This window comes from Nitrosospira sp. Nsp14, from assembly GCF_900113575.1.
Lineage (GTDB): Bacteria > Pseudomonadota > Gammaproteobacteria > Burkholderiales > Nitrosomonadaceae > Nitrosospira.
Window position 1 is genome coordinate 17,168 of sequence record NZ_FOPV01000006.1, and the last position, 26,364, is coordinate 43,531.

The window sequence follows — 26,364 nt, forward strand, 5'->3', positions numbered from 1 at the left end:
TCCGATCTCTCTTCGATTTTCCAGTTCCCAGGAAATTGTGCGGCACGCTGGTTAGCGGCGATGTTTAGGGTTTTCTCGAATAGCATCCCTTAAGCGGGACGCCTGGAAAACTCCTTGTTGTGCGCCAGCGGTGCTTTGCCCGTCAGTTGTCCGTTTTACGGCAGTCATCTCCTGCTCGCGTGCGTTAGCGCATCAATAATCCCAAGTCCAGCATATACGGGCGACCACAAACGCGGGAAGCACCCCGGCGCGCTCGAAAAAAGCGACGCGTGGTCATTTACATTGCGGCGATAAGCCTGAGGGCGGCAATGCAGAACTGGAACCCGGAAAATACGATGCATCATGCATTCCATTTATAGGAAAACAAAGTGTCCTTCGAAAATCTGAATCTGCATCCACTCATCCTTAAAGCCATTAACGACGCGGGTTATACGTCACCCACACCCATTCAGGAACAGGCCATTCCGGCTCTTCTCGCGGGCCATGACATCATGGCCTCCGCCCAGACCGGCACGGGCAAGACTGCAGCCTTCATGCTGCCGGCGTTACACCGCCTCGCAGAGCCCTCCAGCGTACCCGGTCGCGGACCACGGGTACTGGTGCTCACGCCGACGCGCGAACTTGCGCTCCAGGTATCGGAAGCGGCGGCAAAGTATGGCAAGCATCTCCCGCGCGTCAGGGTCGTAAGCATTCTTGGCGGCATGCCCTATCCGCTTCAGAACAAACTGCTTTCGCAACCGGTCGACATTCTGGTGGCAACACCGGGGCGGTTGATCGACCACATCCAGCGTGGACGCATCCAGTTTTCGCGTCTCGAAATGATGGTGCTGGACGAAGCCGATCGCATGCTTGACATGGGTTTCATTGATGACGTGGAGACTATCGCCTCGGCCACACCCGCAACCCGTCAGACCCTGCTGTTCTCAGCCACGCTTGACGGCGCGATCGATAAGGTCGCCGCACGCTTACTCAAGGCGCCCCAGCGTATCCAGGTGGCAACGCAACAGGCAAAGCTGGATAACATCGAGCAGCGGCTGCATTACGTCGACGACATGTCCCATAAAAACCGCCTGTTGGATCACCTCCTGCGCGATATAACGATGAAACAGGCGATCGTTTTCACCGCCACCAAACGCGACGCCGACACGCTGGCTGACAATCTCTCAGCCCAGGGTCATGAAGCCGCTGCGCTGCACGGGGATATGAATCAACGCGACCGCAACCGTACGTTGACAAAGCTCCGCCACGGTGGGCTGAGAGTACTGGTGGCAACTGACGTAGCCGCGCGGGGAATCGACGTGGCCGGCATCACTCACGTGATTAATTTCGACCTCCCGAAGTTTGCCGAAGACTATGTCCACCGTATCGGCCGCACCGGCCGGGCGGGCGCATCTGGAATCGCGGTATCATTCGCTTCGGTGAAGGATGGCGTCAGCCTGAAAAAAATTGAACGCTTCACTGGCCAGCGGATCGATTCGCATGTGGTACCGGGACTGGAGCCAAGATTCAAACCCCGTCCGGGTGTTGGTGCCGGCGCGGGCGGCGCGTCCCGAGGCGCGCCCAGCGTCGCCCACAAGCGCAACCGTACTTGGTCAAACGATAGCGGGAGAGCGCCCGCAGTCGGCAATGGAAACTGGGAGAATGGCCGCGGCCGTTCCTTGAGCGATAATCGAGAAAAGGCGCCGCGGGCAAACACCGCAACCAATACTTTCAGAAACAGCGGCGCGTCGAGCCCCTATTTCCGGCCGAAGTAAGCATTAGAGCAATGGATGGTTCGGGATGGTACGTCCCGGACCATTTTTTTCCTGTAAGGATCCCCCTGCGGCGGCGGGAAACTTCGTCAGCACCCGGTCGTGTACATCGACCGGCAACTATGTATAGAGATACACTGATCTTCTATTCCGGCTGGTTGCGCATGAAATCGGCCGTCTGGTAAAACGCCTTTCCAAGGCTCCTGCACACTTCCTGTTCCAATCCCACGTCTTCCATCGCCCGGCTCATGCAGGAAAGCCACTGGTCACGCTCTGAAACGCCAATGGAAAAAGGCAGGTGACGCGTGCGCATGCGCGGCTCGCCAAATTTCTCCGTATACAAGGATGGACCGCCCATGAAACCGCACAGGAACATGAACAGCTTCTGCCGGGAGTTGGACAGATCCTGCGGGTGAAGCTTGCGTATGCCGTAATAGTCCGGGTCCTCATCCATCAGATCGTAAAAACGATCCACCAGACACCGCACGGCCGTTTCGCCGCCCATGAGTTCATATGCTTCTATTAGGTGCACTTCGTCTCTCCAGTTAAACCATTGCCGATTCAAAACGCTGCGAAATTGGCGTTCGTCGTCGCAGCATGCGCAATATCCAGTACGCCCCCACGGTAGCGAGCAGATGCTTTGCCGTGTGTCCGCTCACGAGATTCCCCAGGTCATAAATTTGCTGATCAGCCATTTCCACTGCCTTGGCGAGCGCGTACCACCCTAATACCGCGTATATGTCCGCTCCGCGGCTATATCGGGAGGGAAAAAGCTTTGCCAGAAGAATAATCACCAGAATTGAGTAGAATTGCACCACGATATAAAAGTTCAGATTCCCACCACCTTGTTGCTCGCTCCAATTCCAGTACAGCACGGATCCGGCCCCGAGCACAACCAGCAGAGGCAGCAACCGCAGTCCGGCCCGGACGCTCACGCGCTCGGCCAAGGTCGCCGCTACCAGTGCCGTGATAGCAGCAGCCATCGGCAGCCGGTCCCACATCAGCCGGTCATTATCCGGCGCCAGGTGATAATATGCGGAGCCAAAGCTGGTCACCGCGACGCTCGCAAAAAGCACGAGGTATGGCCAGCGTTCACGCGGATCGACAAAAGCTATATTCGTCCGGGTCCTGCCTGCACGCGTTAAAAAAAGCATACCAGCCATCCCCACCAGCAGGAATCCAACGTTGGAGACAACATTTAATAAATGTGGGATACCGAAAAACTCGCGTTGATCCGCGAACTGGTGATATTCCACTGGCTGGGAAACAGGAGGAGCAAGCCCGGCGATTAGCAGCATTGCTACAGAAAGAACGCCTAGCAGCCACAGGCGGAAGCGGGCGCGACGGCGGCTTGTATTTTCTTCACGAATAAATATAAAGTGCCCTCCCCTCATTATCGTAGCCATCCCGTCGCCATCGCAACGCCTCAGCGCATTTTCGCCACTGCGTCCTCCACCCGGTCCACCGCAATAATCTCGATACCCTGAATGCCCTGTTTGGGCATATTGGCTTTAGGTACGATGGCGCGAACAAATCCCAGTTTGGCCGCTTCTTTCAACCGTTCCTGGCCGCGCTGGACCGGCCGCACTTCGCCCGCCAGGCCCACTTCCCCAAACACCACCATTTTTTCCGGCAAGGGCCTGTTCCTGAGCGAGGAGACAATCGCAAGCAACACGGCCAGATCGACGCCTGGCTCGGTAATTTTCACCCCGCCTACCGCATTGACAAAAACATCCTGGTCAAAGCAGGCGATGCCCGCGTGCCGGTGCAGCACGGCGAGCAACATCGCCAGACGGTTCTGTTCCAGTCCCACGCTCAGCCGCCTTGGATTGGGCCCGTGCGCCTCATCCACCAGCGCCTGTATCTCCACCAGCAGCGGCCGGGTCCCTTCCTGCGTTACCATCACGCAGGAACCCGGCACTTCCCCCCCATGGTGAGAAAGGAATAGCGCGGAAGGATTGCTGACCTCACGCAAACCTTTTTCGGTCATGGCAAACACGCCCAATTCGTTCACCGCACCAAACCGGTTCTTGAAGGCGCGAATCATGCGGAAACTGGAGTGGGTGTCGCCTTCGAAATATAGCACCGTATCCACCATGTGCTCCAGCACGCGCGGCCCGGCCAGCGATCCTTCCTTAGTGACATGACCGACCAGGATCATGCATGTGCCACTGGCCTTGGCCAACCTCGTCAACTGGGCGGCGCATTCCCGCACTTGAGCAACCGAACCGGGAGCCGATTGGAGCGCGTCCGAATAAATTGTCTGTATCGAATCAATCACGGCCACGCCAGGCTTCCGCTCGGCGAGCACTGTCTGTATCTGTTCAAGCCGGATCTCCGCCAGCAGGTGTATAGCCTTCGCATCCAACGCCATGCGCCTTGCCCGTAGCGCCACCTGGCGAGCCGATTCCTCGCCGCTGACATACAATACCTCTCGTCCCGACGAACCCTGGGACATATGACAGAGCGCTTGCAGCAGCAGCGTGGATTTGCCGATGCCCGGGTCTCCTCCCAGCAATACCACCCCACCTTCCACCAGGCCGCCGCCCAGCACGCGGTCAAACTCAGCTATGCCACTGGAATAACGCGCCTCTTCCCCGCCCTCCACCTCGCTTAAATTCTGAACCTGACCCGTTTCAGACACAGGCGCGAAGCGTGACGCAGTTCTCTCCGCCACTGCCTCAACGAGCGTGTTCCATGCCTGGCAATGCGGGCACTGACCCTGCCATTTGAGGGTCTGGCCCCCGCATTCGGTACAGGAATAGGTCGATTTGGTTTTAGCCATCTTCTTGAAGAGTTGAGCTATCGTCACGCGGACAGCGTGTAAAGAACTATTCTACTCCGTTCGGAATAGCGCGTTCGATCTCCCCGCAACGAGCGAGCATCCGCGCGCATGCCGCCCGTTTAATACGCCCATCGGCAAATCCAGGTTCTAGGGAACCCCTGAACAAATCTCCGCTGGCGCGACGGTGGCTTTGCGGGATGGGATGCGCGAAAAGCGACGACGCGAATGGTTGATCACCTTCGCTAGGAGCCTGACAAGGCAGACCGCCCGCAAAGCCTCGTCCCATCGGGGTTGCGGTAAAATCGGGTGCTCATGGCGTTGCGCTCCTTGGCATCGTGGTCCCAGCTACGATCAGCGTCGCGCGCCTTATGATCATTCCGATTTTAACAGCAACGCGATCAGCGAGGATTTGTTCAGGGGTTCCCCTAGTCTTCGGTTGCGCGATCAGGCAAGCTCCACGCTTCCGTTGACGAGACTCACTCATTCTTCGATCTCCCGTAAAATGCGGCACGGGTGGCCAGCCGCCACCACGCCTTCGGGTATATCTTTTGTCACCACGCTGCCCGCACCTACTGCAGAGCGCGCACCGATCCGCACACCGGGACAGATGATCACGCCCCCGCCTATCCAGACATCGTCGCCGATCTCGATTCTTGCTCCGAGTTCACGCTTCGCTCGTCGATCCGCCGCGCGCAACGGATGTGTCGCTGCATACACTTGGACCGCTGGCCCGAACAACACGCGCGATCCGATGCGGACGGGAGCGACATCGAGTACTACGCAGTTGAAATTGAAGAAAACATCGTCACCCAGGGTGATGTTGCTGCCGTAGTCGCAGAAGAAAGGCGGCTCGATCCAGATGCTCTCTCCGGTAGAAGGCAGGAGGCTTTTTATCAGGCGCTTACGCTCCTCCACTTGATCGTCCCGCGTGTCGTTCAGCTTTTTAACAAGCAGCCGGGCATGGCGGCGCTCAGCGGACAACTGCGGGTCAAACGGGTTGTAGAGTTCGCCGCTCAACATTTTATCTTTTTCCGTTCTCATCGGGCCTCCCTTGGTTAAAACCATTGGACAGCCAACCCTGACGCTGTAAAGATTGGCATGAATTTGCGATAACAAGCCGGCTCTATATGCTATAGACAATTATCGGTATGCCTGTGCCGCGACGCGGGTAAGCGACGCGGATTAAAAACGGGGACGCGCCCACCCGCGCCTGAGGGTGTATTCGCGAAACCCGAGCACCGTGCTTTCCGGGCAAACCAGGGGAAGGGCTTTAATCCTGGCTCCAGGCAAGGCCAATACCTGAGCGGCGACGAACCGCGGCATCATGGCGCTACGCTGACGAGACCTGTGACGTGTGACTGAACCAAACGAAAACACCGCCTCACCTGCCCCGCGCGCCAGCGCCTGGGGACCCCTGAACGTGCCTGTGTTCCGGGCCTTCTGGCTGGCTGCGCTCGGTTCCAATATCGGCACCTGGATCAATGGCGTCGCTTCCGGCTGGGTAATGACCGATCTGTCCCATTCGCCGGTAATGGTTTCCCTGGTGCAGGCTGCCGCATCGTTGCCGATGGTGCTGTTCGCGCTGGTTGCCGGGGCGCTCACCGACATTGTCGACCGGCGGCGGTATTTGCTCGCTACCCAGTCATGGATGGCGATTTGCGCGGCAGTGCTGGCTTTCCTGGCCGCGGCCGGTGAGCTCGATGCCTGGAACCTGTTGATCCTGACCTTCGCCCTGGGGATTGGTGCATCCATGGCGACCCCAGCGTTGAACGTCACGGCGCCCGAACTCGTTCCCAGAAATCTGCTCCCGCAAGCGGTTGCCCTGGGTTCGCTGTCGATGAATCTCTCCCGATCCATTGGTCCCGCCATTGGCGGACTGCTGCTATCGCAGTTCGGGGCATGGGCTGCATTCAGCCTGAACGCCATTTCGTTCATCGGCATGATCGTGATGCTCTGGTACTGGAAAAGCCAGCCGGATGAGCGATCGCTGCCGCCGGAACGCTTCTTTCAGGCGCTGCGTGCCGGTCTCCGCTATGCCCACCGGGCTTCGCCGTTCCGCGCGGTGCTGATCCGCACCATCGCTTTTATTCTCTTCACCATTTCCGCATGGGCGCTGCTTCCGCTGATTGCGCGCAATGAACTTGCGGGCGGGCCCGACACTTACGGATTTCTGCTGACCTTCGTTGGCATCGGCGCGGTTGTAAGTGTCGTCATTTTGCCGCGGCTGCAGGCCCGCATCTCCCGTGACCACCTGGTGCTGATCGCAAGCATCGTCTATGCGGTAACGATGGCCGCCCTGGCCACCGTGCGCAACGAGGCGACCTTGTATGGCGTGATGGTCATCGCCGGCGCGGCGTGGGTCATGGTGCTGTCATCGCTGCAGGTTGCCGCGCAGGTCTCCGTGCCAGCCTGGGTTCGAGGCCGTGCCCTGTCGCTATACATCATGGTGTTTTCTGCCGGGCTTACCCTCGGCAGCCTGCTGTGGGGGTGGGTCGCCGCACATGCAGGCATTCCCGTCGCGCTGCTGGGGTCGGCCGCCGGCGCTGTGCTGGCAGCCGTCGCCGTGCGCGGATTCAGCCTGGGCAGTGGCGACGCGCCTGACTTGTCGCCGTCTTTCCATTGGCCCCATCCCGAAGCGGCGGGCGATCTGGACAGGGAACGCGGTCCGGTCCTTGTCACGGTCGAATACGAGATCGAGCTTGCGCAGCGGGAGGCCTTCCTGGACGCCATGCAGCAACTCGGAACGATCCGACGGCGGGATGGCGCCTTCAGCTGGGGTGTCTTTGAGGATATTGCCGTACCAGGAAGATATATCGAGCTATTCCAGCAAGACTCATGGCTAGACCACTTGCGTCAGCACGCGCGTGTCACACGCGAAGACCAGCGTGTGCAGGAAATTATCCACCGTTTTCACATTGGCGCCGCCGCTCCCAGGGTTTCACATTTTATCGGCGGCGCGCCAAAAGCACTTACCGACCGTTCAATGGAAACTGCCTCATGATAACTTTTGCGTTCGCTTCAGCTCGCACCGCGATGCTTTCTTTCTTCGACTGAAGTAAGCTTGCCAACAAGCCGCACCCTCGCACATTCATTTATCAAAGGAGAATGGACATGATGGAATTACGACGCGCGCAAGACCGAGGTCACGCCGACCACGGCTGGCTGAATTCCTGGCACAGCTTTTCCTTCGCCGACTATTACGATCCCAAGCATGTTCAGTTTCGCGCGCTGCGCGTGATTAATGACGATACCGTCGAGCCTGGCCGCGGTTTCGGCACGCATGGACACCGCGATATGGAGATCGTCAGTTATGTGCTGAACGGTGCACTTGCCCACAAGGACAGTATGGGCAATGGTTCCGTTATTCATCCCGGTAACGTACAGCGGATGAGCGCCGGAACAGGCGTGCAGCATAGCGAATTCAACCCTTCGCAGACCGAGAAAGTTCATTTCCTGCAGATATGGTTTCTACCCAATGCTGCCGGCATCAACCCTAGCTATGAGGAAAAGTATTTTAGCGACGAGGAAAAACGCGGCAGGTTGCGTCTCATCGCTTCCCCCGACGGTGCCGATGGTTCCGTAAAAATTCATGCGGATGCGAAGATGTTTGCCGTACTGCTGGACGGAAACGAACAGGTTGAGCACCCGCTCGCGCAAGACAGATACGTTTACGTCCATGTGGCCCGCGGCGATGTGGCGCTAAACGACACCCCCCTGCACGCAGGAGACGGGGCCATGCTCGCCGGTGGCGAGCGGGTGATGCTTGCCCAGGGCCGCAACGCCGAGGTGATGGTCTTCGAGTTGACATAGAAGGAAGGAGCTGCGCGATTACCGCAAAGCTGGTCGCTGTGGGTGCAGATGGGCCGTGTTGCTATGGCCAGCTGGCGGCTTGGCGTGTTGCCCGGTTTGAGTCAGCGTCAAATCGACCCAAGGTTTCACTCTCAGGCCGGGGCTGGGCCGGGGCGCCAGTGAGCGATCAACGCCTGCTCCCCCGGGGCCGCTTGGAAATCACAATCCACCCCGAGCCCGGGCACACTGGCGAGATACTCGCCGCTGAATATCAGCGGCAACGTTTCACGCTCCCATGGCGGGATCGCCGCCTCCTGTAAAAGGTTCTTTAGGCTGCGGCGCGGGCGTTTGCAATCGGGCCGCAAGCGCTCGCCGCCGCTGCGTAACCGTATAGTTACAGGAAATTCCGTGAGCCTGCCCAGGCTGATCCCCGCTCCTTCAGTGGGCGTAAATGCCAACGTGCCCCCCAGCTCGGCAATAACAACTTGCTCTTCTCCCTGCCAGGCCATCCGCCAGTGGATAGGCGGAGGGACGCTGGTTTCGCGCAGGTGCAGAAGGCCCCCAAATGTCCGGATTTCAGTGTCCCCGAACGTCACGTGCAATTTCGTACTTGCGCCTGTGGAAAGCAGCTGGCGCAAGATATCCTCAAGCTTTGCGGCACTCGGCAGGATCGCGCCCTCGCGCGCAAACGTGTAGCGCAACAAATTCTTTGCGCGAAGAAAACCCAGCTTGCGCAAACATTCGATTTCAATTTTTCCGGAAGCCGCGCATTCCCTACTATCCGCCTGCGCCAATTCATCCAGGAGGGCGGATGCTTCCGCGATATGTCTGCTGGCCCGCAGGAAAGTCTTGCGGTAGGAAGGGTAACGTTTTTCTAGCAGGGGGAAAACTTCGTGGCGCAGGAAGTTGCGGTCAAAAGCGACATTATCGTTGCTTTCATCTTTCATCCACTGCAACGCATGTTCGAGCGCATATTCCTCGATCTCCCGCCGCGATACGTCCAGCAGTGGCCGCAAAATTTTTGGGTGAGGCGGAACACCGTGCCCGGAAGCCTGCTCGCTGCTTTGCGGCAATGGAGCTTTGATCCATGAACGTCCAGCCCTGACAACGGGCATGCCGCTCAACCCTTTCACACCCGCACCTCGTAACAGCTGCAGCATCAGGGTTTCAGCCTGGTCATCCAGGTGCTGCGCCAAAACCACATAATCTGCCTCGAGGGTTGCAAATATGCGGTAGCGCTCATCCCGGGCAGCCGCTTCAAGGCTGATGCCAGGTGTCCGGCAGATTTTCAGCCTGACGATCTCGAATGGAACACCTCTCGAGTGGCATAAATGATGGCAGAAGCGGCTCCACTGGTCCGCATGCGGACTGATACCGTGATTGATGTGAATGGCGGAAAGCGTAACCTGAAGCGGAATGGATAACGGCACAAGCAGATCCAGCAACACAACCGAATCCACCCCGCCGCTCAACCCGACGACCAGCCGGTTTCCTGGCCGGACCTGCTCACGCAACACGTTTTCGGCCTTGCGCGAAACGCTATTTGACTTTAACTTCCTTGAACTTGCCATATCCCATCAGCCGGGTAAAACGCCTCTCCAGCAACAACTCCGGGGAATGGCCTTGGAGGTGTTTAAGCGATTCCTCAAGCGCCTTCCTCACGGCTTGCATGGTAGCAAGATAATCGCGATGGGCTCCGCCGGCAGGCTCGCTGATGATTTTGTCGATTAACCCCAGGGTTTTGAGGCGATGCGCCGTGATGCCCATTATTTCGGCGGCTTCCGGCGCCTTGTCAGCACTTTTCCACAGGATGGAGGCGCAGCCCTCGGGAGAAATGACCGAGTATGTGGCGTATTGAAGCATCTGTACCGTATCGCCGACGGCAACCGCCAAGGCCCCGCCGGACCCGCCTTCGCCAATGATGGTGCAGATAACCGGCACTTTCAGCTCCGCGAGAACATAGAGATTCCGGCCGATGGCTTCGGACTGGCCTCGTTCCTCTGCACCGATGCCCGGATATGCGCCAGGGGTATCGATGAACGTGACTAGCGGAATGGAGAATTTTTCAGCGAGGCGCATCAGGCGCAGCGCCTTGCGGTAGCCTTCCGGTTTGGGCATACCGAAATTGCGGTGGATCTTTTCCTTGGTGTCACGGCCTTTCTGGTGACCGATGACCATCACTGTTTGACCCTGAAATCGCGCCAAGCCACCCACCATGGCGTGATCGTCGGCAAAACTGCGGTCGCCGTGCAACTCTTCGAAGTCGGTAAACAGGTGTCCGATATAATCTAGCGTGTAAGGCCGCTGCGGATGCCGCGCGACCTGCGAAATCTGCCAGGGCGTGAGCTTGGCGTAGATGCTATTGGTAAGTGACTGGCTTTTCTTCTGTAAACGCGAGATTTCGGCTGAAATATCCACCGCTGAATCTTCCTGGGCGAAGCGCAACTCCTCGATTTTTGCCTCAAGCTCAGCGACAGGCTGCTCGAAATCCAGAAACGTGATTTTCATGCAACACGGGTGTAATTCGAAAACGCAATGATACATGAATGCCGGGGCGCCGCACGAATGTATCAGGCAGGATTCAATAGCAGAAACGGGGGCGGGCGACGCGCGAATCCGGAGGTCGATCGGGCCTTCGCGCGCAGTTCAGGAGTCCCATGGAATAGTTGCGTACTTATTTTTGCCACCACTCCAACCTCGCAAGCCCGTCCCGCATGTCCCGCTATCGCTTGACCTCCGGCACCGGATCGTTTTCAGAATGCCGGAAGGTTACGTATTATATATTTATCCGGTAAAATTTAAGGTTTTCTCCTTTTCCGGACAGACCTTTGATTACTACCGCTAACGTCACCATGCAATTTGGGGCACGACCCCTGTTCGAAAATGTTTCGGTCAAATTCGGCGACGGCAATCGTTACGGCTTGATCGGCGCCAACGGCTGCGGCAAGTCCACCTTCATGAAAATACTCGGGGGCGATCTGGAGCCAAGCTCCGGCAATGTGAGCGTGGACTCCGGGGAGCGCGTAGGCAAGCTGCGCCAGGATCAGTTCGCTTTCGAAGATTTTCCGGTGATCGACACCGTAATGATGGGGCACGCCGAGTTGTGGCGAGTGAAAGAAGAGCGGGACGCGATTTATGCGAATCCCGACGCCACCGAAGCAGACTACATGCATGCCGCGGAACTGGAAGCGCACTTCGCCGAGCTGGACGGTTATTCCGCCGAGGCCCGCGCGGGTGAATTGCTGCTGGGAGTGGGCATACCGCTAGCACAGCACCAGGGCCTGATGAGTACGGTCGCTCCTGGATTCAAGCTGCGGGTATTGCTGGCGCAAGCGCTGTTTGCCGATCCCGAGATTCTGCTGCTGGATGAGCCGACCAACAACCTTGATATCAACACCATCCGCTGGCTGGAAGATGTCATTAACGCGAGCCGGAGCACCATCGTCATCATTTCCCATGACCGCCATTTCCTGAACAGCGTCTGCACACATATGGCGGACCTGGACTATGGCGAAATCCGTATCTATCCCGGAAATTACGATGACTACATGATCGCCTCCACCCAGGTGCGCGAGCGTATGCTGGCCGATAACGCTAAGAAGAAAACCCAGATCGCGGAATTGCAATCGTTCGTAAGCCGGTTTTCCGCCAATGCGTCCAAGGCACGGCAGGCCACCAGCCGTGCGCGCCAGATCGAGAAGATCAAGCTGGAGGATATCAAACCTTCCAGCCGGCAGTACCCGTACATCCGGTTCGAAGTGGACGAGCGGGAAAAACTGCATCGCCTCGCAGTCTCCGTGCAAAGCATCAGTAAGCAATTCTCGGGAATGGAAAAACCGCTGTTCCACAAGTTTAGTCTGAACGTGGAAGCAGGCGAGAAAATCGCGATTATCGGCCCTAATGGCATCGGCAAGACCAGCCTGTTGCGCTGCATCTCAGGCGACCTTGCACCAGATGCGGGAGAGGTAAAGTGGGCCGAGAAAGCGCGTCCCGGCTATTTTGCGCAGGACCACGCAGGCGATTTCGGGCAAGGCATGTCGCTCACCGACTGGATGACCCAATGGCGGGGATCCCATGACGATGATCAGGTGGTACGCAGCGTTCTCGGGAGGCTGCTGTTTTCCGGCGACGAAGTAAAAAAATCGGTGAAAGTCATATCCGGGGGCGAGGAAGGACGCATGTTGTTCGGCAAGCTCATGCTGACAAGAAACAACGTGCTACTGATGGATGAGCCAACTAACCATCTGGATATGGAATCGATCGAGTCGCTCAACGCGGCCCTGGAGAAATATGCCGGCACGCTGATCTTCGTTTCCCATGACCGGGAATTCGTTTCTTCGCTGGCGTCACGTATTCTGGAAATGAAACCCGATGGAATCACCGATTTCAAGGGTAGCTACGAAGACTATTTGCGCGGCCAGGGCGTCGAGGCCGGGTCCGGCTCCAACAATAGCAATCCGCCATCGAAGGAAAAGCTGCGCGTCTCGTCAAGATAACTGCCGATGATGCCGCTTCACGCCGGCGTCTCGCATGAGAACAGGAAGCCTGATCACCCTTCCGAAAGCAATGCGCGGTAGCGTGCCCAGTCGAAGCATGGGCCGGGATCGGTCTTGCGCCCAGCCGCGATATCGGAGTGGCCCGCAATGTCGGTAATAGGGTACTGTTTTCGCAGCGCGCGGGTAAGCGCCGCCAGCGCGGCATATTGGACGTCCGCAAACGGGACGCTGTCGCTGCCTTCAAGCTCTATGCCTATCGAATAATCGTTGCAGCGGCGCCTACCCTGCCAGCAGGATTCCCCAGCATGCCACGCGCGTTTCTCGCATGGCACGAACTGAATGGTCTCTCCATCCCGGCGTATCAGGAAGTGAGAGGAAACCCTGAGTCCGTATATGGAACGGTAATAGGGATGGGCCTCGGGATCGAGCCGGTTGGTAAACAGCTCGAGCACCCCATCGCCCCCAAACTCATCCGGAGGCAGGCTGATATTGTGGATGACCAGCAGGTTGATTTCACACCCGGTGGGGCGCTCATCGAAATTGGGTGAAGGAATAAAACGAATGTTGCCGTGGCAAACCGCCGGATCAATGTGCATTTCATCAATCGGCGTTTGATCGCCTTGAAGCCGCACTTCACACCCTCCCCATATGCAGGTTTTACAACTTCAAATGCAGGCGGCGATGCTCATCGCTACAAAAAAATTTTCCTTCAGACGTGACGCTTTCGCTCCTGGGCAGGTGCACGCCGCAGTGCACGCACCGCACCATATCCTCGCCCTCCAGCGAGCGCGGCTCTTCATGCGCTTCTTCCCGCTTCTTGAGCGACCGCCGGTAGCTTCTTATTACCCAAAAAAGAAGGGCAATGATAAGGGCGAAGAAAAGAATTCTACCCACGGTGTTGGTTCCGTTGGCGCATCAGAATAGGCTGCGTATATCGTGAATACCGGTTGAGATACGACCTTGCATTCTACTTGCTACGCGGCCGCGTGCAAGCTGCATACAGGATCATCAGCGAATGGGAGCAAGCTGGCGGAAAATAAATCAGCCTTTCCATTCCCGGAGCATCTGCGGCTGAAAATCCGATAGAAACTGAAACTGTTGCGCGACTTTACTGGAAAAACCCGGGCCGAATCACGGCACACCCCGGAGATAATCTGCTATAAAGTCATAGCTGTAAAACGGTGGTCGGGGTGAGAGGATTCGAACCTCCGACTCCTGCGTCCCGAACGCAGTACTCTACCAGGCTGAGCTACACCCCGAATTGACAGTGCTGTTCCTTGCGCGCCTGAAATAATCACTTCACGGCGTGGGCAGCAATTGTACGCAGGAAGGGATTTCCGGGCAATTCAAATTTCCTTTAGATCGTGCTTGCGCTCTCAATAAACTCAACACGTCTGGTGCGTGCGGTCGGGCCATAAGCCGCTAATAATTTCGCGCCACGGCGAAAGTGCTGAGCTGCAACAGGCACTCCTTGTACTCGGAGGCGGGCAATGACGCAATCGTTTGGGATGCGGTGTCGGATTCGGCTTCCGCGCGCTGCCGCGCGTAATCCAGTGCGCCAGTCTGCTGGATAACCTCGAGGATGGGCTGAAACCCTCCCTCGCCGCCCTGCTCTATCGCGTTGCGTATGATTGCCGCCTGAGCGCTCGACCCTGTTTTCATGGCATAGATCAGCGGCAGCGTCGGCTTGCCTTCGGCAAGGTCATCGCCCAGGTTCTTGCCCGTCTCCTGGTAATCCCCGGAATAGTCCAGCATGTCGTCCGTCAGCTGAAATGCGGTGCCGAGGTGCATCCCATAAGCCGCCATCGCCTCCTCCTCTGCCGCGGTGGCCTTACCGAGGATTGCGCCGAGCCGGGTGGCTGCCTCGAACAGTTTCGCGGTTTTATATCGGATCACGCGTAGGTAGTTTTCCTCATCCACATCGGGATCACGGCAGTTGAGCAACTGCAATACTTCGCCCTCGGCAATCGTGTTCGTGGCATCGGCCAGCACCCGCATGACCCGCATATTGTCCACCTCGACCATCATCTGGAATGCCCGCGAATACAAAAAATCCCCAACCAGTACGCTGGCTGCATTCCCGAACAGGGCATTCGCGGTCGCCTTGCTGCGCCGCAACTCGGAAGCGTCAACGACATCGTCGTGAAGCAAGGTTGCGGTATGGATGAATTCAACGATGGCGGCAAGATTGTAGTGATGTCTGCCAGCGTATTTGAATGCGCCGGCGGAAAGAATCACCAGGGCGGGGCGCAGCCGCTTTCCCCCGCTGTTGATGATATATTCGCTTACTTGGCGGATGAGCGCCACATCCGAATAGAGTTTCTCGCGGATAACAGTATCCACCGCGCCCATGTCCTGGGCGATAAGGCTTCTGATACGTTCAATCGACACAAAGGTTCCTGCAAAAAAGGTGCCATGGTAGAAACGTCGCCGCCAGTATGTCAAGCCGATAACTGGGGCAACCCGTTATTGTGACACAAAGTCATAGGTAACAGAACTTTGACCTGGGAAAGATGGCGATGTATAATTGTTGTTTACCTTTTTCAGGTACTGTTTATGTACCTTGGTCACTCACGCAAGAGAAAGAATTAGCTATGTATGCAATTATAAAAACTGGTGGCAAGCAATACCGTGTCGAGAACGGGCTTAAACTTAAAATCGAACAGATTCCAGCAGATGTGGGCAGCGAAGTTGTGATCGATCAGGTGCTGCTCATTTCCGACGGCGACAATATCTCGATGGGCACGCCCGTGCTGAACGGGGCCTCGGTGACGGCCACCGTGCTGAAACAAGGCAGGCATGACAAGATACGCATTTTCAAGATGCGGCGGCGCAAGCACTATCAGAAACATCAAGGACACCGGCAGAATTACACCGAAATCCAGATCAGCGGTATTTCGGCATAAGGAGAGTCAAGCATGGCACACAAAAAAGCAGGCGGTAGCTCAAGAAACGGACGTGATTCAAATTCCAAACGCCTGGGGGTGAAAAGCTACGGTGGCGAATTGATTCCCGCCGGAAGCATCATCGTTCGTCAGCGCGGTACCAGAGTCCACCCGGGGGAAAACGTGGGCATGGGCAAGGATCACACCTTGTTCGCCAAGGTCACCGGTACAGTGAACTTTACAACGAAAGGCTCGCAACAGCGTAAAACGGTCAGTATCCAACCGTTTGAGTCGAGCCCTCTTTGACCCGTTTTAGCCTGGCGAGAGAATTCGTTCAGGCATAAGTCTCTCCAGGAACCACCGCCTAAAAGCCCTGTCGATCCGATAGGGCTTTTTTGTTTCCATTTTTTGTTTCCATGTAATGCGGGACACGATCCGATGAAATATATAGACGAGGCGCTGATCCATGTCAGCGCGGGCAAAGGAGGCGATGGGGCCGCCAGTTTCCGCCGCGAAAAATACATTCCCAAAGGTGGTCCCTCGGGCGGCGATGGCGGGCGCGGCGGCAGTATTTTTGCCATTGCAGACCGCAACATCAATACGCTCGTGGATTACCGCTTTGCGCGTGAACACCGGGCTAAAAAGGGCGAGAACGGGCGCGGCTCCGACTGCTACGGCAAGTCGGCGGACGACATCGTGTTGCGGATGCCGGTAGGCACCGTGATCACAAATGCGGATACCGGCGAAGTGATCGCCGACCTGGCGGAACATGAACAAAAGGTAGTGCTGGCCAAGGGGGGAGGCGGCGGGCTCGGTAACCTGCATTTCAAGTCCAGCACCAATCGGACGCCCCGTCAATTTACCCCAGGCGAGCCTGGGGAAGAATTCGCGCTCAGACTTGAGCTCAAGGTGCTGGCGGATGTAGGGCTTTTAGGCATGCCGAACGCGGGCAAGTCGACCCTTATCCGGGCCGTCTCCGCCGCGCGGCCCAAAGTGGCCGACTACCCCTTCACCACCATGCACCCGAACCTGGGCGTGGTGCGCGTGGATCAGAATCGGAGCTTCGTGATGGCGGACATTCCGGGTTTGATAGAAGGCGCGGCGGAAGGCGCGGGCCTCGGTCACCGCTTCCTCAAGCATCTGGCTCGTACGCGCCTGCTGTTGCATGTTGTGGACATCGCGCCACTGGACGAGAACGTCGATCCGGTGCATGAAGCCAAAGCCATAATCAAGGAACTGAGAAAGTATGATGAAACGCTCTATCGCAAGCCGCGCTGGCTGGTCCTTAATAAAGCGGACTTATTGAACGCGCAAGACCGGGATAAGATTTGCAAGAAGCTCGTCCGAGATCTGCGATGGAAAGGCAGAAGCTTCCTTGTTTCGGCAGTGACCGGGGCAGGTTGCCGCGAGCTGACATACGCGATCATGGAATACCTGGAGCAGGAGTCTCGAGCTGCGGATGAAATCGCGGCGGTAGCTGATATGCACGCTTCCTGACTCGCCGCGCACTCTCCCCGTTAACCTCCCGTTAATCCCGTTACCACGCTCCACGTGGGTGGGCGTGCTCACCCGCTCTTTACGCTCATCTTCTTCCGCGCGGCGCGTTTCTTCTGCCAGACTATTACTCCCGTCACCGAAAGCATCGCTACCAGTAGTCCCATCATGGAAATCATGATGCGGCCGGGAAGCCCAAGAATCCTGCCGGAATGCAGAGGAAACTGCGCCTGCATGAAAATGTCTCCCGCGCTTCCCGAGCCCGGTATGTTTGCGCCGGCAGGTGCGCCATCCTTGCCTTCGAAAAACAACGATGGATTGCCCAGTCCCCCATCTCCGTGCTCGTGCCCCGGTTCGAAAAACGTTACACCGTAAATACCGAACTCGGGTGAATAGAAAATACCACCCGGGGGCGTACTCCAGCCGAGCGCTTTAGCTTCGGAAGCGGCGAGCTCGAGGATTGCTTGCCGGCTCACTATAGGCTCGATTGGCAACTCGGGGGGATTGGGTGTACGGGTAAACGGGCTGGGCGTAAGCGGAGAAAAAACGGATACAAGCGGGCGCATGATCTCCTGCTTGAGATTCATTGATATGGCGGTAACAGCCAGAATCAATAAAATTCCCCATACCCAGACTCCACCGGAACGATGCAAGTCGAAATTCAGCTTGGCGCCCCCTTGCTGCCAGCGAAAACTGAACGATTTAGACCACGCGCTCGCGCTTGGAAACGATATCGATAAGGCGATAAAGCAGTCAATCGCCCATACAATGGCCAGGATGCCCATGAACCAAATCCCGATCTCGATCCCGAACCCATCCGGGATATGCATGCTGTAATGCAACTTGTACAGGAAAGGAAGCAGATTCTCGCGGCTTAGCGAAATCTCCCCCCACATCCGCTTCCCGCGCACGTCGCCATTCACAGGATCAAGCGTTACCTGGTTGAAGTCCAGATCGAAAGCTTTGCCGCTAGCCGGATCAAGGCGGGGGCCTACGCCCAATCCGATGTTATGCCCAGGCTCCCCTGCCAGGGGAACCCAGGTTATCATCAGCCGCGGATCGGCTGCTTCCAGTTGTTCTGCAAGTATCAACGGGGAAACGGGAACGCCCTCGCCCCGCGCTTCGAACAACTGCGGGTTGAGCCACTCGTCCAACTCGTGGTCCCACGAGATAATCGCGCCGGTAAGCCCTGATATGAACAGGAAAACAGCCAGAAAAAGCCCCACCCAGCGGTGCATCAGGACCAGTAAGCTGCGCCCGATCCGCTGCCTGGTAGCCTTTTGAGCCCTTTGCTTTTCCGGCGCTCCGGCAGCACCGGATATTTCGTGTGCCATGGGTTGTATCTATACCTCAAAATGTGCCGTGAAGCGCAAACGCCGGCGATAAAGCCGGTTCGCCCTTCGCTGCCCGGCTATCATAAGTCAGGCATCCGCTCTCCATGCGTATGAGACGGTCCGCAAGATGAAAGTAACGATCATCATGGGAGATTACCAGCACTGCCTTGCCCATTGCACGTAATTCCGGGAGTATTTCGCGGTAGAACACCTCCTTGAACACAGGGTCCTGGTCCGCAGCCCACTCGTCAAACATGAAGAATGGCCGATTTTCGAGATAGGCTACCACGAGCGCCAGCCGTTTGCGCTGTCCTTGTGATAACGCAAGCGTATTAAAAGCACCGTCCTGCACCTTTACCTTGTTCTGAAGGTGCAGTTTGGCCAGCAGGCGGTTGCCCTCCTCATCCAGATTGGCGCTGCCCGTTTCCAGCAGACGATCGAAAAGATGAAAATCGGAAAAAATCGTCGAAAACAATTGCCGGTAATGATCACGGCTCGCGTCGCTCACAACCTCCCCGTTAAGGAGTATGTGACCCTCTTCCGGTGGGTAAAGTCCTACCAGCAATTTAGCCAGCGTTGTTTTGCCACTGCCATTACCGCCAACCAGAAACGTTATTTCTCCCGGCTGGAACTCCAGATCTACCGGGCCGAGGGTAAACATTTCGCCGCTCTGTTCGTGGTAATAACGGTGCAAAACACCCTTTAGCGACACGGACTGCAACGATGGGACGGCGTATTCGTCTGTCTCCACCTCAGAAGCTGTCATCGCCCGGGTTAGCTCGTCGATCCGGTCACCGGAGACTTGCGCAAGGTTTGCCCTGGGAATGTTGAGCAGCAACGCTTCCAGCGGCCCCACCATATAGACAAACACAAGTGCAAATCCGGTCATTATTAATGCCCGGTCGGGTACGTCCCCGACCAGCATGAATAACACCATACCTATAAACGCATAGATCAGGAAATTTCCCCAGCTCGCAGACGCAATAAACAGCGACATGCCGTGCGTTCGCTCCTGCCGTACGACTTCGATCGAGCGCCCCAGCACACCCTTGTAAAACGCGTTACGCTTGCTCCGGTTCAGGCGAAGCTCCTTGGCACCGTCCGTGAGCGAACGAAAATAAGCAAATAACTGGTCCTGTTCGTCCGCGGCGGCAGTCAGGTGCTTTAGGGCGCGCAAATGAGCAAGATGGTACCCGAGGGAACCAAATCCAATGACAACCAGCGCAAGCAAAAACACTTGCCAGGACAGCATTGCCATATACACCAGACAGCCTATTACGATAACAGCGTTTGTCAGGATGATGGGAAAGCTCTCGAAAAATTCGGCAACCAGTGTGCAATGCTCCGCGAGGGCGGACTGTACGCGAGCCGCGCCCACCACTTCAAGTTGCCGATAGTCGGCGGCTAGCACACGCTTGGCAACGAAGTTACGAAGCTCCGCGTGGGATCGCTGGCCAAGACGCTGAAATAATATGGTAGCGCACATATACGTCAGCATCACGACAAAGGCAGTTGCGGCGAAGATCAATCCCGTCTCTGCGCGGTCGGACTCCGGGGCGGTAAGCGCGGAACTGATCTGTGCCAGCAGAAATACACTGCCGGCACCATAAATTATGCTGACCAGCGCGGCAACTGCTAATAGTCCTTTGGATCGACTGATGAGGTACTTCAGCACAGCTATCTCACAATAAGGATGAATATGAAAAAAAGACGAATGGGCAGCGCAAATATTCACTTACAGAAATTGGACCAGAGCCCCTTTTTCTTGAAAGGGCTCCCGCGAAATCGGCTGGAGTACAGCAGCACCCGATCGTTCCACGGCTCGCCCTCCTTTTAATGAGATTGATTATTAAAAAATAACGTTTCTCATTCGTCTTTATACGGAATAAAGGCAATTGCCTCAACCATGTTTTCGGGAAGTTTGACAGATGGGAAAGTTGCACGAGCAGGGTCAACGTTTATCGACTCGTGTCACGACAAATATTTGCCGTCCTGATGGGATCCCTTATACAGCAACAATAGATGGCAATACGCTTCTCGTGCAAAAAGCGAGCGAGGCGGGAAAATCGACGTGGCGATTAGATCCACACCCGGATCAGCTCTTACTGGAATGTATTACGGCGGACTCCGGGACGCCTTCGGTTGCAGAACTACTGGTGGCGATCGAAGCTTGTTTCCTCACCTATCCCCAGCACGAGCAGCTGACGCTCGACGTCAGCGTTGCCGACATAAATGAACTGATGTACTTGGGCTTGGTGCTGAGAGACGAAAACAAGCAAATGATTGTCAGGGCCGAACTTTTCTGGCAACAGCCAACACCATGGCTGCGCCAACCGCAACCGTATGGATTTCCGCTCACCTATACGCTCCGTCAGGGTGAGCGGCACCCTCTACGGCCGCCCAAGCCGGTCGGCGTCGTATACGAGCGCTACATTCCCTGGCTCGGTGCTACTTTATCGTTTCGCACCGTCGACCTCCAGCATGACCTCGAATCGTTCAGCCGGTGGATGAACGACCCCGTCGTAACGGCGGCATGGCGTGAGGAAGGCGATCTTGCCAAACATCGCGCCTATTTGCAGAACATCGACCGCGATCCCCATGTAATAGCCTTGATCGCTAGTCTCGATGACCGGGCTTTTGGTTATTTCGAGGTGTACTGGGCAAAAGAAGATCGAATCGCTCCATTCTATGATGCGGATGACTTTGATCGCGGCTGGCACGTGCTCATCGGAGAACCCGGTTTTCGTGGCAAGCCTTTCGTAACCGCCTGGCTGCCTTCGATCTCCCATTACCTGTTTTTGAATGACTGCAGGACTCAGCGCATTGTCATTGAGCCGCGATCGGATAACTACAAGATGATACGCAACCTGGGCAAATGTGGTTACGTGAATCTCAAGGAGTTTGATTTTCCTCATAAACGCGCCACGCTCGCCATGTTGTTGCGGGAAAGGTTCTTCGCGGATCGCCATTGGATTCCGAAGGACAGCGCGGCTTCGCCCTCTTCCAGATCCTTACCCTGAGGCTATCGCCATGCATATCCATGATCTAATCGGTATCGGCTTCGGACCATCCAATATCGCCCTTGCCATTACCCTGGAGGAAAAGAGACAGGAGGGGTACAACGTAGACTCCTTCTTTATCGAAAAGCAGCCTGGCTTCGCGTGGCATGCGAACATGATGCTGGACAACACGCATATGCAGATATCCTTCCTAAAGGATCTGGCAACCCTGCGCAACCCTTCCAGCCATTTTACGTTCATCAATTACCTGCACCAGAAACAAAGGCTGCAGGACTTCATCAACTTGAAAACCTTCTTTCCAAGCCGCCACGAGTTCAACGACTACCTGAAGTGGGCCGCGGAGCATTTCGATGATCGCTGTGCTTACGGCGAAGAAGTTTTGGAAGTGTTGCCTGAGAAGCGTAATGATGAAGTTGCGTTGCTTCGTATTCGTTCACGGGATGCCGACAACGTCATCCACGAGCGGTTGACCCGCAACCTGATCATCAGTGTAGGCGGCAGGCCCAGCATCCCTGAATGCTTTGCACCCTTGAAAGACGATCCGCGCGTGTTTCACTCCAACAACTACCTTGGTGAAATCGAACGGCATGAGTCCGCGAAAAGGATAGCAGTGGTGGGAGCTGGGCAAAGCGCTTCGGAAATTTTCATGGACTTGCACGGCCGTCCCAACGCACCGCAAGTTGATTTGATCATGCGGGCGCGAGCGATAAAGCCATCGGACGATAGCCCCTTCGTGAACGAGATTTTCAACCCGGACTTCACCGATTTTGTATTCAGCCGCGCAAACAAGGATCGGGCCGCGCTGCTGGATGAGTTCTGGCATACCAATTACGCGGCCCCGGATCTCGTGCTGATCGAGCAGATCTTTAATGTTTTCTACCAGCAAAGAGTTACCGGTATTGCCCGCCATCGCTTCCTGCGGCGGCATGAAGTAGCCACGGCCCACGCACTACCGGAAGGCATCCGGCTCGTTTTGCGGAATCTGAACGATGGTGGCGAACAGGTCGCCACCTATGACGCAGTCGTGCTTGCGACCGGATATAGCCGGGATCATCATAAGTCTCTGCTGAAGCCGCTCTCGCCCTATTTGGAAAATTTTACTGTCGACCGCCAATACCGCTTGCTGAGCACCGCTAACTTCCGGCCCGCCATCTTCCTGCAGGGGGCGTGCGAATCAAGCCACGGCCTGAGCGACACCCTTCTTTCCGTTACCGCGGTTCGCACGGATGAGATCGGCGAAGCCCTGCTGAGCACTGTAAACCAGCATGGCTGCCAGCAGCCGGATAACACCATCCGCGCCGTCGCCAGCCGCTAAATCCTTTTTAACGCTCCTCATCAAAGCAAAGAGCACACCAGTTTTTTAATCACCAGTTTTTAAACCACCAGCAATTATGACTATGAAAGCCTACACAAAAACCAACAAGTGGCTAATCCCATCAAAACAAACTTTACTCACCCGGACCCTGCAGAGTGCATTCCTGGCTTTGTCCGTTACCGGATATGCGCTCGCGCAGCAAACGGGCGCCGAACCCGTGAAGCCGGAACAGAAAGGAAAACCGGATGCACCGGCTACCGTTGATGCGCAGGAAGACAAATCGAAAGCCACTACCGGCGCTAAGCCGGCAGTGCTGCCAACGGTAGTGGTCAAGGATACAGGGAAGGTCGGCGGATACGTGACCACTCATACCGTAAGCGGGACGAAAACGGATACGCCACTTACGGAGATACCCCAGTCGATCTCTATCATCAACCGAAGGGAACTCGACATGCGCGGCGTTCACCTCAACTTTACCGAAGCGCTGCGCTACGTGCCGGGGGTGGTAGTCGACCAGTTCGGTTTTAATGGAACGGGTTTCGAGTACATCGGCATGCGCGGCTTTAATGTCCAGACGACAGGCAATTTCCGGGACAACCTGAGTCAGCAGGGGACGGGGCTTTATTTCGGCGCCTTTATAACCGACCCTTATGCCCTTGAGCGGGTGGACGTGCTGCGCGGCCCCACTTCGGTCATGTTTGGCCGCGGCGATGCCGGCGGTATCGTCAACCGCATCACCAAGCTTCCTAGCGCGACTCCGATTCGTGAAGTCGAGCTCCAGTACGGCAATTTCGACCGCAAGCGGATCGCAGCGGATTTTGGGCTCGTCAACGCGGATGGAACATTGATGTTCCGGCTTGTAACGTCCGCGCTCGATACCGACACCCAAGTCCGTTTTCCTAACACCAATGGAGATCAGGCAGAAATCAGGCGCTTTTACATCGCCCCATCGCTGACATGGCGCCCCTCGGACAGGACCTCCATCACGGTTTTTGGGGACATCCTGAACAATCGCAGCGGTGCAGGCACTTTTTATGTGGCAACGCCTGACGGCAGGCCTACCAGCACGCTGCTAGGCGATCCTGGATTTACCCGGTATTCCACCGATCAGGCGTCGATCAGCTATAAAATCGAGCATCACTTCAACGAAACCTTCACCGGAAGGCAGAATTTTCGTTTCATGCGGCAGGATGGCCGCTTCAGCGATATAAATCCGGTTGGGTTTGTTCCCGGTACGTCCATTCTGGATCGTATGGCGTTTTCCACCAATGAACGGCTCGACCAAACGGCCCTGGACACACACCTGCAAGCCCGGGTAAATACTGGGCCGGTAAATCATACGATGTTAGTCGGAATCGATTGGACGCGAACGAACGCCTCGCTCAAATACCTTGCGGGCTTTGGAACCCCAAGTATCGATGTACTAAACCCGGTATATTTTCAACCGATCGCTACCCCGGATTTCGTGGCGGCGGATGGAACACAGAAAATCGACCAGGTGGGTTTTTATGTGCAGGATCAGCTCAAATACCAGAACTGGGTTCTAACGCTGAGCGGTCGGCATGATCGGGTTTCAAACAGCACCACCGAACTTGTCGCTGGGACTGCTTTCATGAACAAAGACTCTGCCTATACCGGCAGGGCTGGCCTGACCTATCTTTTTTCCAGCGGCGTTGCCCCCTACGTGAGCTATTCGCAATCATTCCTGCCTCAACCCGGGCTGGACCGAAGCAATGCCGGCAGACCGTTCGATGCCACCCGCGCCTCCCAGTATGAAGTTGGCATTAAATATCAGCCGCCAGGTACCAGAAATCTCATTACATTAGCATTGTTTGATCTGACAAAAACCAATGTTCTAGTTCCCGATTTGCGTGTAGGCGGCTTGGTCACCGCAACGGGTGAGATCCGCTCCCGAGGAGCGGAAGTGGAGGCAAGGACAGAGATCTACCGGGGACTGAATTTTATCGGAGCCTTTACATACAGCGACGTCAAGGTCACTGAAAGTTTCGATGGCTTTGCGGGAAAAATGCCGGTTCGCGTTCCTAATCTGATCACCTCGGGGTGGCTAGATTACAGTCTGGGCGCGTTGAATATAAGCTGGCTGAAGGGCTTCGGTATTGGAGGCGGCGTGCGCTACGTTGGACGCGTGTACAACGATGACGCCAATACCAGCATCACCCCGTCGTTCACCCTGTTCGACGCAGTTCTCCGCTACGATCACGGCCCCTGGCGTTTTTTCATCAATGCCAACAATATATTCAACGAAAAATATTACTCGGCCAGTTCTGGCGGAAACTTCTTCCGGGGCACTGAACGCTCCGTGATCGGCACGCTAAAACTGAACTTCTAGCCGCTTGAAAAAGTTATACTTGAGAGACACGGACGATGCCCCTTGACCCTGATCTTGCAGCCTTTCTTGAGTTGGTAGAGGCCGGCATTGCCAGTGGGGCCCAACCGTTGCATGAAATGCCGATTGCGGAGGCCCGTCGCCAATACGATGCCTCCACATTGGCGCTGGATTCCCCAGCGATGTCAGTTACGAGCGCTCGTCCGATTCGCATCTCCTGCCGCGACGGGAACGAGATTGACGCAAGGCTTTATGCGCCTGATATTCCTGTGGGAATGTCCCGTTTGCCCGCGCTGTTGTATTTCCACGGCGGGGGTTACTGCGTTGGTAGCCTTGATTCCCATGACTCCCTCTGCAGGGCGATCGCTGCTTTAACGCCGTGCTGTGTCCTCAGCGTCGCCTACCGGTTGGCGCCCGAACACCCCTTTCCGACTGCCGTTCACGATTCACAGGACGCATACGAGTGGTTGCGTGCCAACGGAACCGCCTTGGGCATCGATACGAGGCGCGTCGCGGTGGGAGGCGACAGTGCAGGCGGGACACTGGCGACGGTAATAACGATTACGGCTCGGGACTCGATCCTGCCCCAACCCGTGCTCCAGGTGCTCCTCTACCCGTGTACGAGCCCGCTCCAGGATACTGGCTCTCATCGGCGCCTCGCAGAGGGGCATCTGCTTGAAGCCTCTACGCTACAGTGGATGTTCGACAATTATTTGGCACGCGAAGCGGACCGGCACGACTGGCGTTTCGCCCCACTTGAGGCAGCTGACTTGAGCGGCCTCGCTCCGGCCTTCGTCGTCCTGGCCGAATATGATCCCTTGGTGGATGAGGGCATCGCGTATGCGGAAAGACTGCAAACTGCGGGGGTGCCGACAGACCTCAGGATCTATCCGGGGATGACGCACGATTTCGCTCGTCTAGGCAATGTCGTCGCTGAAGGAATTCAAGTACGCGAAGATATTGCGCGCGCCCTTGCAATTGCTTTCCAGGCTGATTAAGTCGGCCGGCATCTTTTTTGAAGCAAACCTCCGGCGCCACCCCCTCTGGCAGCGCCCTTCTTGCTTCATGCGCACAATGGCTCAGCCCTCCCGTAGGAAGGCAAATCCGAATCCAGAGTGGCCTTATGACAGGATCAGGGGCAGGCCAAC

Annotated in this window: 22 protein-coding genes and 1 tRNA gene; 11 read left to right on the forward strand and 12 right to left on the reverse strand. The window is 56.5% G+C overall.

The features are described from left to right. Positions 1-368 precede the first annotated feature (368 nt). Complete coding sequence (locus tag BM022_RS05260; protein ID WP_091137487.1) at positions 369-1,754, forward strand: DEAD/DEAH box helicase; 1,386 nt, start codon at positions 369-371, stop codon at positions 1,752-1,754. A gap of 142 nt (positions 1,755-1,896) precedes the next feature. Here BM022_RS05260 and BM022_RS05265 read toward each other — a convergent pair whose 3' ends face one another. From BM022_RS05265 to BM022_RS05285, 4 genes are all read right to left on the reverse strand, one after another. Further along, positions 1,897-2,283, reverse strand: a complete 387-nt coding sequence (locus BM022_RS05265) for a group II truncated hemoglobin (RefSeq protein ID WP_256208951.1) — start codon at positions 2,281-2,283, stop codon at positions 1,897-1,899. 13 nt (positions 2,284-2,296) lie between these two features. Continuing rightward, positions 2,297-3,157: an alkaline phytoceramidase gene (locus BM022_RS05270; RefSeq protein ID WP_256208952.1), complete on the reverse strand. Its 861-nt coding sequence runs from the start codon at positions 3,155-3,157 to the stop codon at positions 2,297-2,299. 20 nt (positions 3,158-3,177) lie between these two features. Next, positions 3,178-4,536: a DNA repair protein RadA gene (radA, locus tag BM022_RS05275; protein ID WP_091137664.1), complete on the reverse strand. Its 1,359-nt coding sequence runs from the start codon at positions 4,534-4,536 to the stop codon at positions 3,178-3,180. A 480-nt stretch (positions 4,537-5,016) separates the two neighbouring features. Further along, entirely contained in the window at positions 5,017-5,577 is a 561-nt protein-coding gene (locus tag BM022_RS05285; RefSeq protein ID WP_091137492.1) for a sugar O-acetyltransferase, read from the reverse strand. Between the two features lie 313 nt (positions 5,578-5,890). Here BM022_RS05285 and BM022_RS05290 point away from each other — a divergent pair, with 313 nt between their 5' ends. Continuing rightward, positions 5,891-7,537, forward strand: coding sequence for an MFS transporter (locus BM022_RS05290; RefSeq protein ID WP_091137493.1), 1,647 nt, complete (start codon positions 5,891-5,893; stop codon positions 7,535-7,537). 110 nt (positions 7,538-7,647) lie between these two features. Beyond that, positions 7,648-8,346, forward strand: a complete 699-nt coding sequence (locus BM022_RS05295) for a pirin family protein (RefSeq protein ID WP_091137495.1) — start codon at positions 7,648-7,650, stop codon at positions 8,344-8,346. Positions 8,347-8,477: 131 nt separating this feature from the next. Here BM022_RS05295 and tilS read toward each other — a convergent pair whose 3' ends face one another. Both tilS and BM022_RS05305 read right to left on the reverse strand, forming a co-directional pair. Next, positions 8,478-9,896, reverse strand: a complete 1,419-nt coding sequence (tilS, locus tag BM022_RS05300; protein ID WP_091137496.1) for a tRNA lysidine(34) synthetase TilS — start codon at positions 9,894-9,896, stop codon at positions 8,478-8,480. Beyond that, positions 9,865-10,833 carry an acetyl-CoA carboxylase carboxyltransferase subunit alpha gene (locus BM022_RS05305; RefSeq protein WP_091137498.1) on the reverse strand — a complete coding sequence of 323 codons (969 nt, stop codon included), beginning with the start codon at positions 10,831-10,833 and terminating at the stop codon, positions 9,865-9,867. Before BM022_RS05305 ends, tilS begins: the two co-directional genes overlap by 32 nt. A 320-nt stretch (positions 10,834-11,153) precedes the next feature. Here BM022_RS05305 and BM022_RS05315 point away from each other — a divergent pair, with 320 nt between their 5' ends. Continuing rightward, positions 11,154-12,821, forward strand: a complete 1,668-nt coding sequence (locus BM022_RS05315; RefSeq protein WP_091137501.1) for an ABC-F family ATPase — start codon at positions 11,154-11,156, stop codon at positions 12,819-12,821. A 53-nt stretch (positions 12,822-12,874) separates the two neighbouring features. Here the strand turns inward: BM022_RS05315 and ampD are convergent, their stop codons facing one another. From ampD to ispB, 4 genes are all read right to left on the reverse strand, one after another. Beyond that, positions 12,875-13,417, reverse strand: coding sequence for a 1,6-anhydro-N-acetylmuramyl-L-alanine amidase AmpD (gene ampD, locus BM022_RS05320; protein WP_091137666.1), 543 nt, complete (start codon positions 13,415-13,417; stop codon positions 12,875-12,877). Positions 13,418-13,478: 61 nt separating this feature from the next. Continuing rightward, positions 13,479-13,715, reverse strand: coding sequence for a PP0621 family protein (locus tag BM022_RS05325; RefSeq protein WP_091137502.1), 237 nt, complete (start codon positions 13,713-13,715; stop codon positions 13,479-13,481). A gap of 288 nt (positions 13,716-14,003) precedes the next feature. Next, positions 14,004-14,080: transfer RNA gene (locus tag BM022_RS05330), tRNA-Pro, on the reverse strand. 163 nt (positions 14,081-14,243) lie between these two features. Then, the gene (gene ispB / locus BM022_RS05335) at positions 14,244-15,212 is read right to left on the reverse strand and encodes an octaprenyl diphosphate synthase (RefSeq protein ID WP_091137504.1); all 969 of its coding nucleotides are present in this window, start codon (positions 15,210-15,212) and stop codon (positions 14,244-14,246) included. 203 nt (positions 15,213-15,415) lie between these two features. Here ispB and rplU point away from each other — a divergent pair, with 203 nt between their 5' ends. The 3 genes from rplU to cgtA all read left to right on the forward strand — a co-directional run bounded on the left by rplU (position 15,416) and on the right by cgtA (position 17,203). Then, positions 15,416-15,727, forward strand: a complete 312-nt coding sequence (gene rplU / locus BM022_RS05340) for a 50S ribosomal protein L21 (protein WP_091137506.1) — start codon at positions 15,416-15,418, stop codon at positions 15,725-15,727. Between the two features lie 12 nt (positions 15,728-15,739). After that, positions 15,740-16,012 carry a 50S ribosomal protein L27 gene (gene rpmA / locus BM022_RS05345; RefSeq protein WP_091137507.1) on the forward strand — a complete coding sequence of 91 codons (273 nt, stop codon included), beginning with the start codon at positions 15,740-15,742 and terminating at the stop codon, positions 16,010-16,012. A gap of 132 nt (positions 16,013-16,144) precedes the next feature. Further along, the gene (gene cgtA, locus BM022_RS05350) at positions 16,145-17,203 is read left to right on the forward strand and encodes an Obg family GTPase CgtA (RefSeq protein ID WP_091137508.1); all 1,059 of its coding nucleotides are present in this window, start codon (positions 16,145-16,147) and stop codon (positions 17,201-17,203) included. 68 nt (positions 17,204-17,271) lie between these two features. Here the strand turns inward: cgtA and BM022_RS05355 are convergent, their stop codons facing one another. Together BM022_RS05355 and BM022_RS05360 are read right to left on the reverse strand one after the other, a co-directional pair. Next, positions 17,272-18,534 carry a PepSY-associated TM helix domain-containing protein gene (locus BM022_RS05355; protein ID WP_091137510.1) on the reverse strand — a complete coding sequence of 421 codons (1,263 nt, stop codon included), beginning with the start codon at positions 18,532-18,534 and terminating at the stop codon, positions 17,272-17,274. Positions 18,535-18,550: 16 nt separating this feature from the next. Next, positions 18,551-20,209 (reverse strand): cyclic peptide export ABC transporter, encoded by a 1,659-nt coding sequence (locus BM022_RS05360; protein ID WP_091137667.1) that lies wholly within the window; start codon positions 20,207-20,209, stop codon positions 18,551-18,553. Positions 20,210-20,462: 253 nt separating this feature from the next. Between BM022_RS05360 and BM022_RS05365 the strand changes: the two genes are divergently transcribed. The 4 genes from BM022_RS05365 (at position 20,463) to BM022_RS05380 (ending at position 26,214) form a co-directional block, all read left to right on the forward strand. Continuing rightward, a complete protein-coding gene (locus tag BM022_RS05365) occupies positions 20,463-21,554 on the forward strand; it encodes a GNAT family N-acetyltransferase (RefSeq protein ID WP_091137511.1) in 1,092 nt (363 codons plus the stop codon). 10 nt (positions 21,555-21,564) lie between these two features. Next, complete coding sequence (locus BM022_RS05370) at positions 21,565-22,869, forward strand: lysine N(6)-hydroxylase/L-ornithine N(5)-oxygenase family protein (RefSeq protein ID WP_091137513.1); 1,305 nt, start codon at positions 21,565-21,567, stop codon at positions 22,867-22,869. 76 nt (positions 22,870-22,945) lie between these two features. Continuing rightward, entirely contained in the window at positions 22,946-25,219 is a 2,274-nt protein-coding gene (locus BM022_RS05375) for a TonB-dependent siderophore receptor (protein WP_256208953.1), read from the forward strand. A 35-nt stretch (positions 25,220-25,254) separates the two neighbouring features. Beyond that, on the forward strand, positions 25,255-26,214 hold the full coding sequence (locus BM022_RS05380; protein WP_091137516.1) for an alpha/beta hydrolase: 960 nt from the start codon (positions 25,255-25,257) through the stop codon (positions 26,212-26,214). Positions 26,215-26,364 lie beyond the last annotated feature (150 nt).